Origin of the sequence: Anabaena azotica SJ-1 (assembly GCF_047275885.1) — a bacterium.
Taxonomy (GTDB): Bacteria; Cyanobacteriota; Cyanobacteriia; order Cyanobacteriales; family Nostocaceae; genus Trichormus_B; species Trichormus_B azotica_A.
The window spans coordinates 1,338,316-1,357,911 of record NZ_CP178454.1 but is presented as its reverse complement, the minus strand read 5'-3'; the positions used below and the strand labels follow the sequence as shown (position 1 = coordinate 1,357,911).

The window sequence follows — 19,596 nt, the reverse complement described above, 5'->3', positions numbered from 1 at the left end:
GGTATTTATTTTTTTGTTACATCTATTTATAGATAAAAAACTTAATAGCTAAAAAATATACTATATGTATATGTACAATTGAGGTTAATGAGAAATTCAAAATTTATTCCCTTCAATCGTCTAATAAATGCTTATTTATGAAAAAATTTTCATTCACCAATATTGAAGTTTGTCAAATGCAATCAACACCATACAAGATACAACCCCAAATAGGAAAAAATTTGTTGTTGGCAATTTTGTTGACTTTTAGTAGTGGACAATGGTACTGCACTAGTATCAACAAAGCCTGGACTGCCCAATTAGAGACAAAAAAATCTCAAACCGATTTAGTGTCAAATATAACATATTTTGCATTGGCAGATACAAATCAGCAAAGTAATAATTTATCCGTAATATACTTAGAAGTACCCCCAAATATAGAGACAGTATCAAATAAAACGGATTTTGCATTGGCAGATACAAATCAGCAAGATAGTAATTTATCCGTAATATACTTAGAAACACCCCCAAATATAGAATCAGCAAATATTAAGCAGCAATCTGACATAGTGCAGTTAGAATTTTCGGCTGATCGTGTTGCTAGGTTATCTTCGCAATCAACAGAAGCTCTTCTAAATCCAAAATCACCACAATCAATGGATGATAAAGAAGAGATACAGCACTGGATTTCTCAGAAACAAGGAGAAGCAGAACAATCTACTGAAGAATTAAATGAAGAACAAGAGTTGCAGTTACGAGTACGACCAAGACCGTTGGAGAATATACTAACTCCATTGCCACAAAAACCAGCAGTTCAGTTTCAACCGATAGGCTATTTGCGGGGTTATTTGGGTTATTTCCAGACAAATAACATTTTTTCGACAAATGACGAAAAAATAGAGGACGGTCTAATTTTTTCTGGTTTGACACTAGCTTCTGCGTATTTTCCGGTGGGAGAAAGAACTTATATAAATGGATCAATTGATGGGAGTCTGATTCGTTATCTTGATCAATCAGAGTTTGATTACAATCAGGTGAGATTTAACTTAGGTATTTATCAAGAACTTTCTCCTGTAATGTATGCAGAATTGAATTTGAGTAATCAACAATCTTTCTATGCTAATAATAGTGATTTTTTTGCAGCTGGCGATCGCTTCCTGAATGAAAATTCGATACAACTATCTTTAGGAAGAAGGGATACACTGACAAATAACTTGATATTTGATAGCTTTTATGAATTGAGTGCAAATTTTTCCGACCCTGAAAGGAGAAGTAGAATAGTTAATACTTTTTGGTTATCCTTAAGCTACTATTTACAGAATCCTCTCCAGGTGGGTCTTAACTACCAGTTAAATTTGTCAGACTTTACCGAACAGGATAGGGAAGACCAATTCCATCGAGTATTTGGACATATAAATTATCGTGCATCTGACACAAGTAATGTATATTTGCAGGGGGGTTTAAATTTTGGTGGTTCTACTACTCCCAATATTGATTTTTCAGGATGGTTTTTCAGTGTTAATTACGGGTTTGAAATAGGTAGATTTTAACAGTTACAGCAGAATACAGGAATCAGGAGTAAAACTGGCTTTGTGTATAGGTTTGAATTTAGATGTTGTATCTCCTAACGGGAGCAAACTGCTGTATGACTAATAACTAATCCAATCACTCCAACTACCAGCGTAAAGTTTACCTGTGGAAATGCCAGCTATTTCTAAAGAAAGTAAATTTACACAAGCTGTGACACCGGAACCACAATAAACTAAAATTTCTGTAGCTGATTCTACCTGTTGCCATCGTTGACGCAGTTCTGACTGGGGAAGTAAGAAACCGGAAGCATCGGTAACTTCTTGCCAGGGATAGTTTACAGCACCGGGAATATGTCCAGCAATTTTATCAATGGGTTCTCGTTCTCCACGATAGCGATCGCACTCTCTAGAATCTACTAAAACTATATCTGGACTATCTTTAAAATTTTTCACATAAGTATAATCTACTACTTTTTCAGTTTGTAAATGAGGCGTAAAAGTTCCCATTTTCGGTACTGGAATTTCTTCAGAGACAGGATAACCAGCTTTTTGCCAACCAGCAAAACCACCATCTAAAACAGCTACATTATCATGTCCTAAATACCGCAATAACCACCACAGACGAGATGCAAAAGCAAAGCGTGAATCATCATAAGCAACTACCAAAGTTTTTTGGAAATTAACTCCGATATTTGCTAATGTATGAGCTAAATTATTGATATCAGGTAAAGGATGTCTTCCCCCATGTTCTCCCACAGGACTAGATAAATCTTGATTTAAATCTAAATAGTAAGAACCAGCAATATGACTTGCTTGATATTGCTTTTTTCCTAATTGTGAATCAGCCAAAGAAAAACGACAATCAACAATCACAACTTGGGAATCATTAAGATGTGCAAATAGCCATTCAGAAGAGACAACAAATGGATTATTAGTCATAAGTGTATTTTGAATAGAAAAAATGTTAGATCCAGATAATTTTACACCCCAACAAACACAAGATGGTTCATTTACCTTCTTTTCTCAAGAATTTAATCAAGCTTTTCATAGTCATTATGGAGCCAAACAAGAGAGTTATCTAAAATTTGCACTTCCCACTCAAGTACAGACAGTAGCCAAAAACGGAATAGTCAGAATTTTAGATGTTTGTTATGGTCTAGGATACAACACAGCCGCAGCCTTAGAGGTAATTTGGCAAGAAAATCCTGCTTGTGTTGTAGAAATTATGGGTTTAGAACTAAATCCAGAAGTTCCCAAAGCAGCAATTAACCAACATATATTTAATGATTGGGATGACAAATATAGAAAAATTTTGACCGAACTAGCATTTAAACACCATTTGCAAACAGATTGCTTACAAGCCAAGTTATTAATAGGTGATGCTAGAAAATCTATTCAGGAAGTACATCAATCTGGTTTTCAAGCAGACGCTATTTTTCTAGACCCATTTTCACCTCCGCAATGTCCACAATTATGGACAGTGGAATTTATACAAAACATATCTTTCTGTTTACATCAAAACGGTTTATTAGCTACTTATTCCTGTGCTGCTGCTGTACGCACTGCACTGTTATTTGCTGGGTTGATAATAGGTTCTACCACACCAGTGGGAAGACGCACTCCTGGTACAATAGCCGCATATCCACAAGAGGGAGAAAAAAAGATTACGGAGATATATCCTCTTTCACTAGCAGAAACAGAACACTTACAAACTCGTGCGGCTGTTCCTTACCGTGATCCTGAACTAAGTGATCATGCTGAAGTTATAATTAACCGACGACAACAAGAACAACAAGCATCTTCTCTAGAACCGACTTCTCGATGGAGAAAAAGGTGGGATTAACTGATATGATTTAAGGCTGAATCTGAAAATACTAAAAACATTGATCATTGAAATTTACTGATAGTTAATTATGGTTGTTGTAGCAATTCTCGCCGCAGGAAAAGGCACAAGAATGAAATCTAATCTACCTAAAGTTTTACATTCTTTGGGTGGAAAATCCTTAGTTGAGCGCGTTATTGAAAGTGTTGCACCTCTTTCACCTGCACGCAAGTTAGTAATTGTTGGATATCAGTCTGAAGAAGTGAAAACTGCTTTGAATTCAATTTCTGAAGTGGAGTTTGTGGAACAGACCGTACAATTAGGAACAGGTCATGCTATCCAACAATTACTTCCACATTTAGAAGGTTACACTGGGGATTTATTGATTTTAAATGGTGATGTGCCTTTGTTGCGAACTGAAACTTTGAAAAACCTATTACAAATTCACCAAGAAAATCAAAATTCCTGTACAATTCTCTCTGCACAATTATCAAATCCTAAAGGTTATGGCAGGGTTTTTCGTAACAGTGAAGGGATTGTACAAAAAATAGTTGAGGATAAAGATTGCACTCCTAACCAAAGAGAAAATAATCGTGTAAATGCTGGTATTTACTGTTTCCGTTGGTCAGATTTAGCTAAATTTTTACCTCATTTAGAAGCCAATAATGCTCAAAAAGAATATTATCTTACAGATGCTGTTACTCAAGTAGGAAAAGTGATGGCTGTAGATGTGGAAGATGATCAGGAAATTTTGGGAATTAATGATCGATTGCAACTAGCAACAGCTTACGATATTTTGCAAACACGCATTAAAGAAAAATGGCTTTTAGCAGGTGTGACGCTAATTAATCCTGCCAGTATTACCATAGATGAAACAGTAGAATTACAACCAGATGTGATTATTGAACCTCAAACCCATTTGCGGGGTAAAACGGTGATTGAATCTGGTAGTCGTATTGGTCCTGGGAGTTTAATTGAAAATAGCCAGTTGGGTAAAAATGTCACTGTTCAATATTCTGTAGTTACAGATAGTTTTGTGGAAGCAGGAACAAAAATTGGACCTTATGCTCATTTGCGTGGCCATGCTGAAGTGGGTGCTAATTGTAGAATTGGTAATTTTGTGGAGTTGAAAAATACACAAATAGGCGATCGCACCAATGTAGCACACCTCTCATATCTGGGTGACACCACAGCGGGAACTCAGGTAAATATCGGTGCCGGAACCATTACCGCTAATTACGATGGTGTGAAGAAACATAGAACCAGAATAGGCGATCGCACCAAAACCGGTTCTAATAGTGTTTTAGTTGCACCTATTACAGTGGGAAATGATGTTTATATAGCCGCAGGTTCAACAGTGACAGAAGATGTTCCTAATGATGCGTTAGTAATTGCACGGAGTCGTCAGGTAGTAAAACCAGGTTGGAAGAGAAAAGCTGAAAATTAATTTTTTGTAGGGTGCGTTAGCAACGCACCTTTTTACGCAGAAATTTGATTAATGCTTCGTCGCAGTCGGTTTCATCTTCAATAGATACTAAAGAAACAGATTATTTTATCCACAAGTGATGAATTCAAAATATAATGAATATTAGTTGTTAATTATAAGTTCAACAAATAAAATGGAAGAACTACTAGAAATTAGACAACTTCTCGAACAAGGAAAAATAAATGAAGCTTTATTGTTAGTAGATGAATTAGAAGAAATGAGCCTCAGTGACAAAATCAATAAAATTGATAGTTATGGGATAATTCTACTCATCCATTTAATTAAACAAAAAGCTGAAAAACGTTCTACTCGGTCTTGGGAAATATCGATAGAAAATGCAGTGCGAGAAATCAATAAAATTAACCAGCGCCGCAAATCTGGCGGTGTTTACTTGAATCCCACAGAACTAATGGAAATTCTCCAACAAGGATATCAAGTAGCAGTCAAAAGAGCGGCACTAGAAGCTTTTGAGGGACGTTATGAAAGCGAAGAATTAGCGGCAATAATTGACGAATCAGAGATATTAACTCAGGCATTAGAATTGATTCAAAAATAACCAATTCTCACCTCAAAACAACTCTGTGACCCTCTGCGTTAACCTCCGCGTTCCTCTGCGTTTAAAAAAATCCTCCTCAACAATAACCAATCAATTCACCATCATTCCATTCCAAAGTATCGCCAATGGAATCACCATTATGATAGGCAGCAAGTAATATTTCACTCGTTTTACCATAGGATATCGCGCCAGTGGCATCAAGAGCGATCGCACCCAAATCCCGTTCATTCTTACTAGCTTCAGTGAATGAGCGCAACATAGCCTCTTGCAAAGACATTCCATCACTAACCCGGATGACAATCTTAGCCGCTAAACACTCATCAATAATATCTTCACCAATGCCAGTACAACTTACACCAGCATAACTAGTAGCATAATTTCCCGCTGGCATAGCAGAATCACTAACTCTTCCAATGCGTTCAAAGCCTTTACCACCAGTGGAAGTACCAGCCGCTAATTTACCATAGCCATCTAAAGCCACCACACCAATCGTACCCCTTCCCGCATTAGAACTTTCTGCCATTTCCGGTTCTGCAACCACCCCGGCCATAGTTCTTTTAAAGTTATCGTCCCGTTCTTGTATCCACTCCTTCAGGCGCAAATCAGTTAAAGCATTATAACTGGGAACTTGTAACTCTCGCGCTAATTCCGCTGAACCAAAATCAGACAATACCCTATCTGGGGAATTTTGCAGAAATAGCGCCATTTCAATGGGATTTTTCACCCGTGAAACATTAATTACACCACTAAACCGCCCTGATGTACCATCCATCAGAGAAGCACTCATGCGGATTTGCCCGTCAGATTGTAAAACCGAACCAGTACCAGCATTAAAACGGGGGTTATCTTCTAACATTTGACAACCCCGGACTACAGCCTGGGAAGCGGTTACACCTGTCACCAAGAGTGAATAGACTTCCTCTATTACAGCATGGAGCGATCGCCTTACAGCCTCCAATCCTCCCTTACCTTGGAGAGAACTACCAGCCCCACCATGAATAATTAACTTAGGTTGTACCTGTAACTTCATTTATTTGTTTTTGTGTAGCTTTAACAGTTATCAGTTATCAGTTATCAATTATCAGTTATCAATTGTCAATTATTTTCCCAGTCAACAATAAAAATTCATCTATCCCCTTTGGCTTCAGAACGACGACGACGGCAACGTTCGGAGCAGTATTTAACTTCATCCCAACAATCTTGCCATTTTTTTCGCCAAGTGAAGGGACGTTGGCATACTAGACAAATTTTTTCAGGCAAGTCAGACTTAGAACGATTACGTCCCATAAAGATTTTGAATTTTAGATTTTGGCATAAAGTATTTCAAACATAGCTTACTCCTGGCTCAATGTTGAAGCTGAAGTGTTTCCCAAGGTATAACCTAAAGTATTTCCTTCCGAATTATGAGGTGCTAAAGGCAATATTAAACGACTCACTACTCGATTATCTGGTAATTGATATATTTGTAATTCTCCTCCTAACTGCTTGATTAATTTTCGACAAATTAGTAAATGCAGCCCTGGTGGTTGATTGAGATGAGAGGCAGCAAGTACATCATTGGATATATGATCATTTAGCTCTGCTAATAGCTGTTGATCAACAAGGCCATTATCTGTAATTGATATTTCCAGTAATCGCTCATCTATGGGACGACACCAAATATCAACCCTGTCACCTATTGGAGAACGTTTACAGGCATTAACTAATAATTCATAGATAACTAATTCAATCTTCACAATGTCGCCAGCCGTAGCCAATGGAGATGGACTAGGCGGAGTGATTAGCTCTTCAGATGATGAAGTATTTTTGAGTGATTTTACTTCTTCTAGGGGTTGTCCTAAACCATGTATACCTATCCAAAGTTGTTGCTGCTTAACTACAGCATCTACTCTTTCAGTAGCTCTTTTTAACAAACCAGAAATTGTCATTGTTTCCCAACTCAGATGTAATTGCCACTGCTCTTGTTTGATGACTCCTGTCATTGAGTTGGCAATGTAATTTAATTGCCGCAAGAGGAGCTTATAACGCATTTGAGTTAGTTCATTGCTGGGAATACCCAAATCACGAATTTGAGCCAGTACCAACGCTGACATTCTATGAATTTCTTCTAGACGACGATGTTTGTACCAGTTGAGTTCTCGTAGTTCTTCAGTATTGAATTTGAGGGTTTGAATGGTTTTTTGTTGACTGTGCCACCAAGCTAATTGAGAAATAAGAGTTACTGTGGCACTGAGTCCAAGTTCTGACCACTCTTGTTCTCCATAATCTGCCATCAATACTATACCTGTAGACTGAGAATCATCTGTAGTACGTAATGCCATGACAAATACTCGACTCTGGTCAGGAATAGCTAACCATTGCCTTGTTTCTACTGGTAAATCATAGGCTTTGAAAATCAAATAACTTTGATGTGCCAATGCCAACTCAATGAGAACATCTCTATTGATAAAAATCGGTACATCTGTAATAACGCTAAATTGATGATTTGTAGTTACACCGTGAATAATTTCCGCCCGATTCTGACCTTGCTTCCAGGTGAGGATGATAGCTAGGGGACATTCCAAAACATTGGCTATTTGTTTGAGAGCATTTGACTCGATTGTGTCAGTTTTAGATTGAATTAGTATGCTTGGGTATTGTTTAAAGATTTTGGCGATTCTTTGCTGTTCTTGGCTGATAATATTTAGCTGTCCATTCCGAACGATAACACCAATATATTGACTGATTACCCACAATAATTCTTTTTCCAGAGTTGTCCAAGCACGATGACTGTTATGAGTAATCATCAATAATACGTCAGGTTGATGGCCTTGAATGCAGTTGCAAATTAAAAGCGATCGCACACCATTTTCTAATAACTGTTTATGCCAACTAAATAAACGTAGATCATGTTCTAAGGCTTCAATTTCTATCGCTTGTTTGGCATTTTGCAACAGATTAAAATCTATCTCTGACAGAGGAGTAGGGGTAAATTTCCAAATGCGGCGATTATTTAACACCCCTTGGTAAATCACTTGATAAATATTTTTACTAGCATCAAACTCTAACAGCAAAAATCGCGTTGCCACTAGTTGTTCTAAAAGTTCTGTAGAACCAGGATGCAAGGTTTGTTGTAAATCTTGCTCTTGATATACTGCTTGGGCAAATTTGAGCGTTAGTTGGTAACTTTGTTGAATCTGCTTGATAGTGGTTTCTATTTTGTCTGTGGGAACAGCTAAGGATAGTAACCCAGCGGCACCTTGAATAAAATTTTTATCTGCTTGATCCCAAATTCGTGGTTCCGTGCTTTCTACAGCCACAAAGCCAAGTAAGTCTTTTTGCCAGATGATAGGCGCTGCTAAGAAAGAAAGCACTCCTAGCCGTTGTAATAATTTACCTTGGACATGGCTTTTCAGGGAACTGCCGGATTCACTCATCCAGACTAGTTGGTTAACCGCTAAAGCATAATACACATCACCTAACTCTTGCACTGTTATGCCTGCTGATGCAGGCTGAACACTCCAATCCCTGCCTATATTCACCAATTGACTGCCCATGCGACACCAAAAATAGTGTCCTTCTTTTTCAAACCAGTAGATATTTGTGCGAGTGGGAGAGATAAATTGATGGGTTGCCTCTACTAAAGCTTCTAGCTTTTTATTGAGTTGATCTGAGGAGCGTAAATTTTCTACTAGTTTTAATAATAACTCCGTGGTAGAATTATTGGGGTTGTTTTGCAGATTGTGTTCCTTTTGATTTTGCTCCAGCACTAACCCTAGTTCACCTATCACTATCAAGAGTTTTGCTCTTGTATCTCCAGCCAGTAAATATCCCCACCGTTGTGAACCCAGTAACACCACACCTAAACAATTGTCTTTATACCGAATAGGTAAGATAATTGTCCCTTGGATATTATATTTAGCAGCTACTTCTTGCCATTCAGGAGCCCGGATTTCTCCCCGTAAATTTGTTACACCTACAGGACATAGTTCTGTTACTACTTGGGTTAATAAATTTCCGGGATTGAGTAAAACGGATCTTGTTAAAAAACTTGTTTCTCCATCTGGCGTAATTCCTGCCTTCCCATATAATTTTTTGCTTACTTGGTCATAAAGAGCAAGCCAGATAAATTGGTAGTCAAACTGTTCTCTTAGATAAGTAATTGTCGTTGTGATCAGAACTTCAACATCATTTTCTTCTCTCAGTGTCTGAAGAATTTTCCCCAAAGACTGGATTTGTTGTTCTGTGCCTATGGGTTTTTTTGGCTGCCCCATCTGATTATCCGTGGACATAAGTTGTAGTAATATATTGATGATGCCCTGAAAAATATTTGGTTTAATCCTGGATTTGGTATCAGATAATAATGGTAATAATTGGTAGATGTTAACTCAGTTTGGATATTTATAAAGCAGTAATCAGTCCTTTTTTATTTACTCTGGTAAAAACCGATCCAGAGTGGTTACACCAACAAACCCTACGTAGTTTTATTTGGCTGTCAGATGCAAGCTATAAGCCATCAAGTAGATGGTTAAAATCTAGGTTACAACAGTCTTTATGTTTATATGATACAAGTCTGGAACAAAATTTGTTTGGACTAAAATTCCCTAATCCTGTAGGTTTAGCTGCGGGTTTTGATAAAGATGGAGTTGGTGCTAGTGTTTGGCCTAGTTTGGGCTTTGGCTTCGCAGAATTAGGTACTGTGACTTATCATGCCCAACCAGGTAATCCTCCGCCCCGATTGTTTCGTTTACCTTTGGACAAAGCAGCCCTGAATCGCATGGGCTTTAATAACTCTGGTGCGGATGCAATGGCAAGGAGATTAACGTCTAGTAATCAAGAGGAATCTCGGTTAATACCCATAGGCATAAATTTGGGTAAATCTAAGATAACACCCTTAGCAGCAGCGGCAGAGGATTATCTGGAGAGCTTTCGATTGCTAAAAGATTTGGGTGATTATTTTGTTGTTAATGTATCTTCTCCCAATACACCAGGATTGCGATCGCTCCAAGATGCGGCCATGCTCGGTCATATCTTGGAATTATTACAAACGGAAAATAAATCACAAAAGCCATTATTTGTCAAGATAGCGCCGGATTTAGAATGGGATGCGATCGCTGACATTATTAATCTAGCCCAAACCTACAAACTCGCTGGTTTAATCGCCACCAACACCACGATTAGCCGCGAGGGACTAAAAACCCCAATAATTGAAAAAACTGGTAAAACACCCCAAGAAGAAGCCGGAGGGATAAGTGGTGCGCCATTACGCGATCGCTCCACAGAAGTGATCCGGTATATTTACCAGCAAACCCAAGGACAAATCCCCATCATTGGCGTTGGTGGTATTTTCAACGCTGAAGATGCTTGGGAAAAAATTACAGCCGGTGCCAGCCTCATTCAAGTTTATACAGGCTGGATTTATGAAGGTCCAATGATGGTACGCCGCATCCTGACTGGTTTGTTGACCAAACTAGAACAAAACGGCTTAAATTCCATCAGCGATGCAGTGGGAATAGGGAATAGGGAATAGTAGTTCAGGAGTTCAGGAGTTCAGGAGTTCAGGAGTCAGGAGTTCAGGAGTCAGGAGTCAGGAGTTCAGGAGTCAGGAGTCAGGAGTCAGGAGTCAGGAGGATAAGAAGAAAATATTTCCCTCTGCTCCTCTGCTCCTCTGCTCCCCTGCTCCCCTACCTCTTCCCTGTCACCTATTCCTCAATGGGGAAAAACTCCCTAGACTTGCGAGAATAAGACCAAGCAATCCCATCTGGGTCACGGCTGCGACTCCATTCGGAAAAATCTGGATCATTACGTCGTTTGTAAACCGTGCTGGAATAAACACCCAGGCGCTTGGCTAGTTCCGATTGAATCAGAGAACCAAAAACTAACTGTTCTTCCAGCGGTTTTGTGACTGCCTCATGAGTAGCTTGAACTGTCGCTTCTGGTAAGGACTCAAGTAAGGATTCAGGTAGTGCTTCTTCCTCTTCCTGCTTTTCCTGTGGGATGGGTTGAGGTGGAGCCAAGAGCGATCGCACCTCAGTAGTCACAGGTCGAGGAGGAAGTTTTTCCACTGGCTCACTACTATCAAGTATGTTGCCCAGAATACTGGCGGTTATAAAGTAGTAAGACGGATTCTCCTTTTCAGAATCAGTCAAACTAGCGCCAAATTCCTTTGCTTTGCCATCCAAGTAGCGTTTTGCCTCATTCCCAGAAAAATTACCCTTGAGTGCCAAATCAATCGGTGTAATCTTTCCTTGGTTTTCTCGAATCAACTGATAGAAAAGAGGGTTGACTTGCTCACACCACTTTTCCCATCTATACTGCTGCCAAAGGTTGAAACCCATCACCAGCAATAAGACTAGTAGCAAAATTCTCCAGGTATTTACCAGGAAAACTATCAAAAATGATATCGGCAAAATTAGAACAAGAAAGCTTTTGCCGTAATTTTCTATGGTTTTTTCACTCATGCTGAATTTATGCCAAGTGAATTTTTTCACAATAATATTATTATCTTGGCAAAAATTGGGACATTTTTTTGTATCCCTTGGCAAAATGGCGGCAAATTATTTGGCAAAATCTACTGAAATAGGCAAAACGTGATAAATAACACCAATGTCAGACACTTTTCTCTGACCACATGATTTAAAACACATATCTTATTGAGATTAATATAGATATTTACAAAAGAGTTAGCTTTTAAACTTAGTGGATAGAGAAAAGCTAAAATGCCTACTTTACGTTATCAGACAGATATATCAATCACAAAAAGTTTTTGAATTTATCAGTGTAATTATCTACATTAGATAATAATGTTTAATAGACTTAAATAACCATTTACTTTTTTGAAACTTATTACCAGAGATAGGCTAACCGAGTGGTTGGCTAGTGAATCTAGGTTAGGAGAATGACTATGATTACAAGAGTAGAACCCAGCGGTATAATACTAAAAGACATTTGTGAGATTCAAACAGAAAAGTGTGTTGCAAAAGATTCACCAGCAGCCATTACTGCTGTTTGGTATTCCCCAGGACGTAAACAGGTTAATGTATGTCGCTCCTGTCTTGATGAAATGGTACGTAGAGGAGAATGGGAGGTTAAAGGTGCTAGGTTAAGTCTTCGCCCTGATATAACTATTTTTGATGCTGAAGGTAAAATTAAGCTAATAGTAGAGGTTAAGAAGATACCTCTAACCGAAACATCTGCCCAGCTTAGACGTGCAACAGAAATCAGACGTAATTTACTAGCACACTCAGCTATACGAAATACTCCTTTCTTTCTAATTGCTTTTCCTGATAATTTCTATTTATGGAAAGAAGAAACACCTGATAGAGATAACAAATCAGCAGATTATCACTTTAATGCTAAGAACACTATTAAAGGTTATGCAGAAAAACACCACATTTTTCCAGAAGAAATGTCTCCACAAGAGCTTGAGTTATTAGTTTCTGATTGGCTAAAAGATTTAGTTAATTCTCAGGGTTCTGAAGATACTTTAGAATGGGCAACTACATCGGGACTTTATGATGCTATTAAAGATGGTTCAGTTGCAATGAATGTTGCATTACCAGAAATATCACATTCTTTGGTGATTTAGTGTGTACAAATAAGAGTTTTGTATGTTAGTTATAATTACACTGTTTTAAAGGCTTTACTAAGTCAAAGTATTATTTTTGAGTGTAGAGACGTTCCAGAAAACGTCTCTTTTTCAACAAATCAGTGATGAAAGTGAATACCTATGAAAACATCATAGACAAATTCAAAAAAGTCCTTTTTCTGCAATAACCCTGAAGTTTGCGGACTACCTTTTTCATCCAGTAACGGCTTCATCAAATAATAAGCAGGTTGGTAATTATACCAAGGAATTGAAGGCCACAAATGATGAATCAGGTGATAATTCTGCCCCAAAATTAGAATATTGAGAACTTTACCAGGATAGACGCGAGCATTTTTCCAGCGATCGCGCTCCACAAAGGGACGATGGGGTAAATAATCAAAAAATAACCCCAATGCTATACCCACCAAAAAGGCCGGAATAAACCAAAAATTGAGAATATACCCCAAAAAGTGATACTGGACAGAAATATAAACAATAGAAATGATAATCAAACGGCTGATAAACCATTCCAGTAGCTCATATTTGCGCCATAATTTCCGCTGAAAGAAAAATACTTCATGGTACAAAAACCGGACTGCAATCAACCATAACGGACCACCTGTAGAAACATAATGATCAGGGTCATCTTTAGGGTGATTAACGTTACCATGATGCTGCAAATGTACCCGTGTAAAGACCGGAAACGCAAAAGCTAAAATTAAGGCGCTACCATGACCTAACATGGCATTAATGATCCGGTTACGATGAGCAGACTGGTGACAAGCATCGTGAATCACAGTCCCAGAACAATGCAAGGCCAGAGTATTAATACTAAAACATAACCAATGAGGCCAATCCCACAGCCAGTAACCAAAGTTAGATAATACCAACATCATCACCACTACAAAAAACAGCAGTAGTGTGGGATTAAAATCACCGGGAGGTGCTAAAAGTTCTTTGGGGGGGATTGTCAGTGGCTTTTGTGCCTCCGACGTGAGCATTTCTAACTCCTTGTTTATCAAACATTACAAATATAGGATAAATCTTAGTAAAGAGTAAAGTTATGTAAAGCTTTGTATAGCAAGATTTATCCCAGTCTTGCTGATTAGCAAATAAATGGCGCTATGATTCCAGACTAGAAGAGTGTTTAGACAAAAAAGCTCTCCTAGAGACAGGTTGCAAATCATATTGGTGTACGATATCAAATCTATACCGTAACCATGACTCTTAATACTGCTCGGTTAAGAGTGTTGAAGCAGGAACTGTGGACAGAGTAAAAGTTAAAGGGGCAAGATTTTTCTGTCCCCATTCTCCTTTACCCGTTCCCCTTTCCCCTAAACCGACAAGTATGTCTCCCACTCTAACTGCTTATAACTTTATAACTATTGATATAGCAGTGACTGAAAAGGAGAGGTCGCTTAATTTACGATTATTTCCCAGATAGATCCAACAAATCCTGAAACCACCCCATGACGCAATTAAGAGATTCTCTGCGCCGAACCAAAATTGTTGCTACTATTGGACCTGCTACCAGCAGTCCAGAAATGCTGAAAGCAATTATTGAAGCTGGTGCAACAACACTGCGGCTTAACTTCTCCCACGGAACCCATGCTGACCATCAGCGTAGTATTCGGTTAATTCGGCAAACCGCTTTTGAACTCAACAGACCAGTAGCCATTCTCCAAGATTTGCAAGGGCCAAAAATTCGCTTGGGGCGGTTTGAAAACGGGTTTATAGTTTTGGCTAAGGGCGATCGCTTTACATTAACAAATCGTCCAGTCATAGGAACCCAAGAAATTAGCTGTGTTACCTACGATTATTTAGCAGATGAAGTCCCAGTCGGTGCAAAAATTCTCCTCGATGATGGACGAGTCGAAATGGTAGTCGAGGAAATTAACCGCGATAAAGGTGATTTACACTGTTGTGTCACAGTTGCCGGTAAACTTTCTAACAACAAAGGTGTCAACTTTCCAGGAGTTTACCTATCAATCAAAGCCATGACCGACAAAGACCGAGAGGATCTGATGTTCGGTTTAGATCAAGGTGTAGATTGGGTAGCACTTTCCTTTGTCCGCAACCCCCAAGATATTATCGAAATTAAAGAACTAATTTCCAGCACAGGCAAAAATGTCCCTGTAGTTGCCAAAATTGAAAAACACGAAGCGATCGAACAAATGGAAGCCGTTTTATCCTTGTGTGACGGCGTAATGGTTGCCAGAGGTGACTTAGGAGTAGAACTACCAGCCGAAGACGTACCCGTACTGCAAAAGCGGCTAATTGCCACAGCTAACCGTTTGGGAATTCCCATCATCACCGCCACCCAAATGTTAGATAGCATGGTTAGCAACCCCCGTCCTACCCGTGCAGAAGTATCAGACGTAGCCAACGCCATTCTCGACGGCACAGATGCAGTCATGCTTTCCAACGAAACCGCAGTTGGTGATTACCCAGTGGAAGCCGTAGCGACAATGGCTAGAATCGCCGAACGGATTGAACAAGAAGAAGCACAAAATGCCAACTCCCGTCAATCTAGAGATAACAGGCGTTCAATTCCCAATGCTATCAGTCAAGCTGTAGGTCAAATTGCTGAGAATCTGGGCGCAGCAGCAATTATGACCTTGACACAAACAGGAGCTACAGCCCGCAACGTTTCTAAATTCCGTCCTAAAACGCCCATTTTAGCCATCACACCCCATGTCAACGTAGCGCGACAGCTACAAATGGTATGGGGAGTTAAACCCCTACTGGTACTGGAATTACCATCAACTGGACAGACATTTCAAGCAGCCATCAATGTAGCTCAAGAAAAAAACCTCTTAACTGAAGGTGATTTAGTCGTAATGACTGCTGGTACTCTCCAAGGAGTTTCTGGGTCAACGGACTTGATTAAGGTAGAAGTAGTAACAGCGGTACTGGGACAAGGAATAGGTCTAGGGCAAGGTTCAGTTAGTGGCCGCGCACGGGTAGCTCATACTGGTATGGATGCTAGTAACTTTAACCCTGGAGATATTTTAGTTGCGCCTCGTACTGGAGTTGATTTTGTAGACGCAATTCGTAAAGCAGGCGGAATTATTACAGAAGATGAAAGTCTCACAAGTCACGCCGCAGTCATTGGATTACGTCTAGGTGTACCAGTAATAGTTGGTGTTAAAGAAGCAACACAAGTAATAAAAGATGGAGCAATTTTAACTTTAGATATGCAACGGGGTTTAGTTTACTCTGGTGCTGTGGGAACACCGTAAACAGCATCAAGCATCAAATAACAAAGGATGAAAAACAAAATTTTTTTTCATCCTTTAGGCGTTAATCAATCCGAATGAGTGGAAATTAGAAATATTTATATTGAAGATGCAGCAAATTTGGTTTGTTAACCGCCTAAAATACTCCATCTTCAAGCTAATAAAAAAAATTTTAGTTTTATAGCCAGAGTAGACAAAATTTACTCAAGAATGGCTATAAAGTCCATCATTGTCCTAATTGGCGTTATATTTGTGAGAAACTCGGAAAGGATCACTAAAGCTTGCCACCTAGCTGACTAGAAATTGCCAATATTCGGTGTTAATGGTGTTTATATGAGCCGCTGGAAATCAGCGGTCATTAAACGCCACCCAGTGCTTTATCTGTTAATTAACTTCAGAGTTTCACGCTGGTCTTTATTTAGTTTTTCATTCATGAAGGGAATCAAATTTGATATCCCTTCTCAGTCTGTAATACAACGGTGTTTGTTGCGGAAATTCAACAATACCATTGCATCTGTTGTGAATTGAACAAAGTTGATTGAATGGGACTCTGGTATGAATCTAGTTAAGAATTGATAATTGATTAGTCGCCGTTCTACTATTGTCTTAAGTGCCGGTTATTTTGCTGCACTTGAGATTTTAGAGTTTAGACTAATCAATGCAGATTCAGATGTCACCAGTCACTTGCATTTGATGGACTTGATCTGCCAACTCTTGACGACTTTGATCATCAAGTCTGTCAATTGCTAACATCCCCATGAGGATAACCTCTTTCAACGTCAGACGGGTAGAATGTGCCTGTTTTTGCACAATCTCTTTGATTATTGGACTGACACCAATTGCAGTACTAGCTCTAGCCACGGAATTAAATGGAAACATTAATGACTTCGCATAAATCTTAGCACTTTAAACGACGTTATTGTATATATAAAAAAATTTAACATTTTTCTTAGTAGTCTCTTTTGATACTCAAAGTCGCAAAATAACATTCTGGTGGGGGATCTTGATACGGCATCAGGAAAGTAAAATTTTCCTGAATTCAGCCAGGTCAGCCTGTCATAAGGAAAAGCAGCGAGTACTTACAAGGAAAGATAAAACAATGAATGAACCTTATCTGTTGGCAGCCAGCTTGTTAACAGGATTGACAGTACCAACATCTGCTCTCCCAAAGATGTCGAGTATCCCTCCAGAAAATACTGCTTTCCCGGATGATTTAAAACCACGTTCACTGTCGCCAGTAGGTAAAAAAGTTACCTCTAATGTTGATATTTCTTTACCAGAATTCAGTAGTCAAGTTGCTTCCAAACCAGCAAGTTTACAGCCACGAGTACGTGACAAAGTTATCTCTCGTCCAGAATTTAGCCACCAATCTGTATCTGTATCAGATGGTTCACAGCTAAAAGTAGCTCAGAAAATTACTTCTGGTGTTGATATTTTGTTAGCAGAGTCAACTAACTACATTTTGCCCAAACCTAAAAAAACTTCACTAAACTTCAGTTCTCAAAAAACTAAGCAAAGTCTAGTATCTGGAAGTCAAATGTACTATCTCCGACTAGCATCTCTGAAGACTGGTCAGATATACACTCGTGTGGATGATGATGATTTACAGTCTTCGTCGAAGTCAGTTAAGCAACAAAAACTTAGCTATGAAAATTGGAAAAGCTTATTAGCTATGGAAGCTAGGGCAATTTCTCAAGGTCAGGGTACAAATCGTTTGAGTATTTTGGTGGGTGATTCTTTGAGTATGTGGTTTCCTAAAGAAAAACTCCCTACTGGTAAATTGTGGCTGAATCAAGGCATATCTGGAGATAGGTCTGAAGGTGTATTGAGAAGATTGTCGGCATTTTCGACAACACGCCCAGAAGTAATTTATCTGATGATTGGGATTAATGATTTGCTTAGGGGTGTTAGTGACCGGACAATTCTGATTAATCATCGCCGGATTATTCGTAGCTTGCGTCAGTCTCACCCCAATAGTCAGATTATGGTGCAATCTATTCTGCCTGTTAACCGCGCTCAAATTTCTAACCGTCGGATTCGTTATATCAATTCCAAAATTGCTTTAATTGCGAAACAGGAAGGTGTTTATTATCTGAATATCAATAATTGGTTTGCTGACTTAGATGGTAATTTGCGTTCAGATTTAACAACTGATGGGGTGCATTTATCACCTGAAGGATATGATGTATGGCGATTTGCCCTGCAACAAATAGAATATAAGGTTGCTCAAGGTTTGTGAGGTATGAGGAGTATGGCTGGCGCTATGCTGCGCTATCAGGAGTTAGTCGCAAAACCCTGTGGGTATAAGAAAGAAAGTAATTAAATTTTTAGTCGTTGTTTGACCCCAGAATCTCTGCCCTTTTAGGGCGGGGAGTATGTCAATTCATCTGGCTGCAATCTGCTGTAAGACTTGATTTAATTTGCCGCTGCGATAACCTTCTAAATCTAAGGTGACGTAGATAAATCCTAAATTCTGGAATGTACTCACGAGGGTGGGTAAATCTGTGGTTAAGACAAAATTTTGAATTTTTTCTGGTGGCAATTCTATTCTGGCTGTGTCACCTTCTGAACGGACTCGTAAATTTTCCCAACCCAGATTTCGTAAATAAATTTCTGCTCTACCAACTCGCTGTAATTTGGCTATGGTAATTTCTTCGCCGTAGGGAAAGCGAGAACTGAGACAGGGTTGGGCTGGTTTATCCCACCAAGGTAATCCGAGTTGTTGGGAAAGTTGACGAACTTCGGCTTTTGTGACACCTATTTCTGCTAGGGGCGATCGCGCACCTCGTTCTTTTGCTGCTTGAATTCCGGGGCGATAATCATGCAAATCGTCGGCGTTGACCCCATCTACTACATAAGGATATCCTAACTCTAATGCTAATGGTTTGAGTGTGTCGTGCAGTTCACTTTTACAAAAATAGCAACGGTTGACTGGGTTAGAGGTGTAGTTGGGATTTTCCATTTCGTGAGTCTGGACGATTTTATGGGCTATGCCAATGGTTGCTGCTTGTGCTGTTGCGTCCGCTAATTCTTCTGGTAGTAGGGATGGAGAAACCGCTGTGATCGCCAAAGCGCGATCGCCCAATACATCATAAGCAATTTTGGCTACCAATGTGCTATCAACTCCCCCTGAGTAGGCGATCAAAGCCTGTCCCATTTCCACAAATAAATCTTTTACTTGTTCTAGTTTTTTTGTTAGTGTCATGTCTCAATCCTGCCAAAATCAATAAATAACATCTGATCACTACTATTGTAGTCACTGATCATTTGCTTGGTTCCCATACTTTGTACAGAAATAATCCCGGAATTCAAGATTCTCTATGTTACTCCTAAAAACATTCTCAATAGTGATTATTTTTCTTAAATGAAAAGTAATCGAATATCCTTATTTTTTATATCCTAAAATCCTGGTTCTGAT

16 protein-coding genes are annotated in these 19,596 nt (G+C 39.1%); 8 read left to right on the top strand and 8 right to left on the bottom strand.

The features are described from left to right. The first annotated feature begins 176 nt into the window (after nucleotides 1-176). Nucleotides 177-1,529: a hypothetical protein gene (locus ACLLO5_RS05865; RefSeq protein WP_413174551.1), complete on the top strand. Its 1,353-nt coding sequence runs from the start codon at nucleotides 177-179 to the stop codon at nucleotides 1,527-1,529. 99 nt (nucleotides 1,530-1,628) lie between these two features. Here ACLLO5_RS05865 and ACLLO5_RS05860 read toward each other — a convergent pair whose 3' ends face one another. Then, nucleotides 1,629-2,447: a sulfurtransferase gene (locus ACLLO5_RS05860; RefSeq protein ID WP_413174550.1), complete on the bottom strand. Its 819-nt coding sequence runs from the start codon at nucleotides 2,445-2,447 to the stop codon at nucleotides 1,629-1,631. A gap of 22 nt (nucleotides 2,448-2,469) precedes the next feature. On the opposite strand from ACLLO5_RS05860, the gene ACLLO5_RS05855 reads away from it, so the two are divergent. From ACLLO5_RS05855 to ACLLO5_RS05845, 3 genes are all read left to right on the top strand, one after another. Continuing rightward, complete coding sequence (locus ACLLO5_RS05855; protein WP_413174549.1) at nucleotides 2,470-3,351, top strand: tRNA (5-methylaminomethyl-2-thiouridine)(34)-methyltransferase MnmD; 882 nt, start codon at nucleotides 2,470-2,472, stop codon at nucleotides 3,349-3,351. A 70-nt stretch (nucleotides 3,352-3,421) separates the two neighbouring features. Next, nucleotides 3,422-4,777: a bifunctional UDP-N-acetylglucosamine diphosphorylase/glucosamine-1-phosphate N-acetyltransferase GlmU gene (gene glmU / locus ACLLO5_RS05850; protein ID WP_413174548.1), complete on the top strand. Its 1,356-nt coding sequence runs from the start codon at nucleotides 3,422-3,424 to the stop codon at nucleotides 4,775-4,777. A 172-nt stretch (nucleotides 4,778-4,949) separates the two neighbouring features. Beyond that, nucleotides 4,950-5,372: a DUF29 family protein gene (locus ACLLO5_RS05845; protein WP_413174547.1), complete on the top strand. Its 423-nt coding sequence runs from the start codon at nucleotides 4,950-4,952 to the stop codon at nucleotides 5,370-5,372. A 76-nt stretch (nucleotides 5,373-5,448) separates the two neighbouring features. On the opposite strand, the gene ACLLO5_RS05840 is transcribed toward ACLLO5_RS05845, so the two are convergent. The 3 genes from ACLLO5_RS05840 to ACLLO5_RS05830 form a co-directional block, all read right to left on the bottom strand. After that, nucleotides 5,449-6,402: an isoaspartyl peptidase/L-asparaginase gene (locus ACLLO5_RS05840; protein ID WP_413174546.1), complete on the bottom strand. Its 954-nt coding sequence runs from the start codon at nucleotides 6,400-6,402 to the stop codon at nucleotides 5,449-5,451. Between the two features lie 95 nt (nucleotides 6,403-6,497). Next, on the bottom strand, nucleotides 6,498-6,659 hold the full coding sequence (locus tag ACLLO5_RS05835) for a DUF2256 domain-containing protein (protein WP_413174545.1): 162 nt from the start codon (nucleotides 6,657-6,659) through the stop codon (nucleotides 6,498-6,500). Nucleotides 6,660-6,706: 47 nt separating this feature from the next. Beyond that, entirely contained in the window at nucleotides 6,707-9,625 is a 2,919-nt protein-coding gene (locus ACLLO5_RS05830) for a GAF domain-containing protein (RefSeq protein ID WP_413174544.1), read from the bottom strand. 119 nt (nucleotides 9,626-9,744) lie between these two features. Here ACLLO5_RS05830 and ACLLO5_RS05825 point away from each other — a divergent pair, with 119 nt between their 5' ends. Beyond that, complete coding sequence (locus ACLLO5_RS05825) at nucleotides 9,745-10,881, top strand: quinone-dependent dihydroorotate dehydrogenase (protein ID WP_413174543.1); 1,137 nt, start codon at nucleotides 9,745-9,747, stop codon at nucleotides 10,879-10,881. A gap of 172 nt (nucleotides 10,882-11,053) precedes the next feature. Here ACLLO5_RS05825 and ACLLO5_RS05820 read toward each other — a convergent pair whose 3' ends face one another. Then, complete coding sequence (locus tag ACLLO5_RS05820) at nucleotides 11,054-11,812, bottom strand: hypothetical protein (protein ID WP_413174541.1); 759 nt, start codon at nucleotides 11,810-11,812, stop codon at nucleotides 11,054-11,056. Between the two features lie 443 nt (nucleotides 11,813-12,255). On the opposite strand from ACLLO5_RS05820, the gene ACLLO5_RS05815 reads away from it, so the two are divergent. Then, nucleotides 12,256-12,939: a hypothetical protein gene (locus ACLLO5_RS05815; RefSeq protein WP_413174540.1), complete on the top strand. Its 684-nt coding sequence runs from the start codon at nucleotides 12,256-12,258 to the stop codon at nucleotides 12,937-12,939. 119 nt (nucleotides 12,940-13,058) lie between these two features. On the opposite strand, the gene crtR is transcribed toward ACLLO5_RS05815, so the two are convergent. Continuing rightward, a complete protein-coding gene (gene crtR, locus ACLLO5_RS05810; protein ID WP_413174539.1) occupies nucleotides 13,059-13,940 on the bottom strand; it encodes a beta-carotene hydroxylase in 882 nt (293 codons plus the stop codon). A gap of 468 nt (nucleotides 13,941-14,408) precedes the next feature. Between crtR and pyk the strand changes: the two genes are divergently transcribed. Then, a complete protein-coding gene (gene pyk / locus ACLLO5_RS05805) occupies nucleotides 14,409-16,181 on the top strand; it encodes a pyruvate kinase (protein ID WP_413174538.1) in 1,773 nt (590 codons plus the stop codon). 663 nt (nucleotides 16,182-16,844) lie between these two features. Here the strand turns inward: pyk and ACLLO5_RS05800 are convergent. After that, nucleotides 16,845-17,057, bottom strand: a complete 213-nt coding sequence (locus ACLLO5_RS05800; protein ID WP_013191225.1) for a hypothetical protein — start codon at nucleotides 17,055-17,057, stop codon at nucleotides 16,845-16,847. Nucleotides 17,058-17,277: 220 nt separating this feature from the next. Here ACLLO5_RS05800 and ACLLO5_RS05795 point away from each other — a divergent pair, with 220 nt between their 5' ends. Further along, the gene (locus ACLLO5_RS05795) at nucleotides 17,278-18,417 is read left to right on the top strand and encodes an SGNH/GDSL hydrolase family protein (RefSeq protein WP_413174537.1); all 1,140 of its coding nucleotides are present in this window, start codon (nucleotides 17,278-17,280) and stop codon (nucleotides 18,415-18,417) included. 144 nt (nucleotides 18,418-18,561) lie between these two features. Here ACLLO5_RS05795 and larE read toward each other — a convergent pair whose 3' ends face one another. Next, nucleotides 18,562-19,383 (bottom strand): ATP-dependent sacrificial sulfur transferase LarE, encoded by an 822-nt coding sequence (larE, locus tag ACLLO5_RS05790; protein WP_413174536.1) that lies wholly within the window; start codon nucleotides 19,381-19,383, stop codon nucleotides 18,562-18,564. Nucleotides 19,384-19,596: the final 213 nt, after the last annotated feature.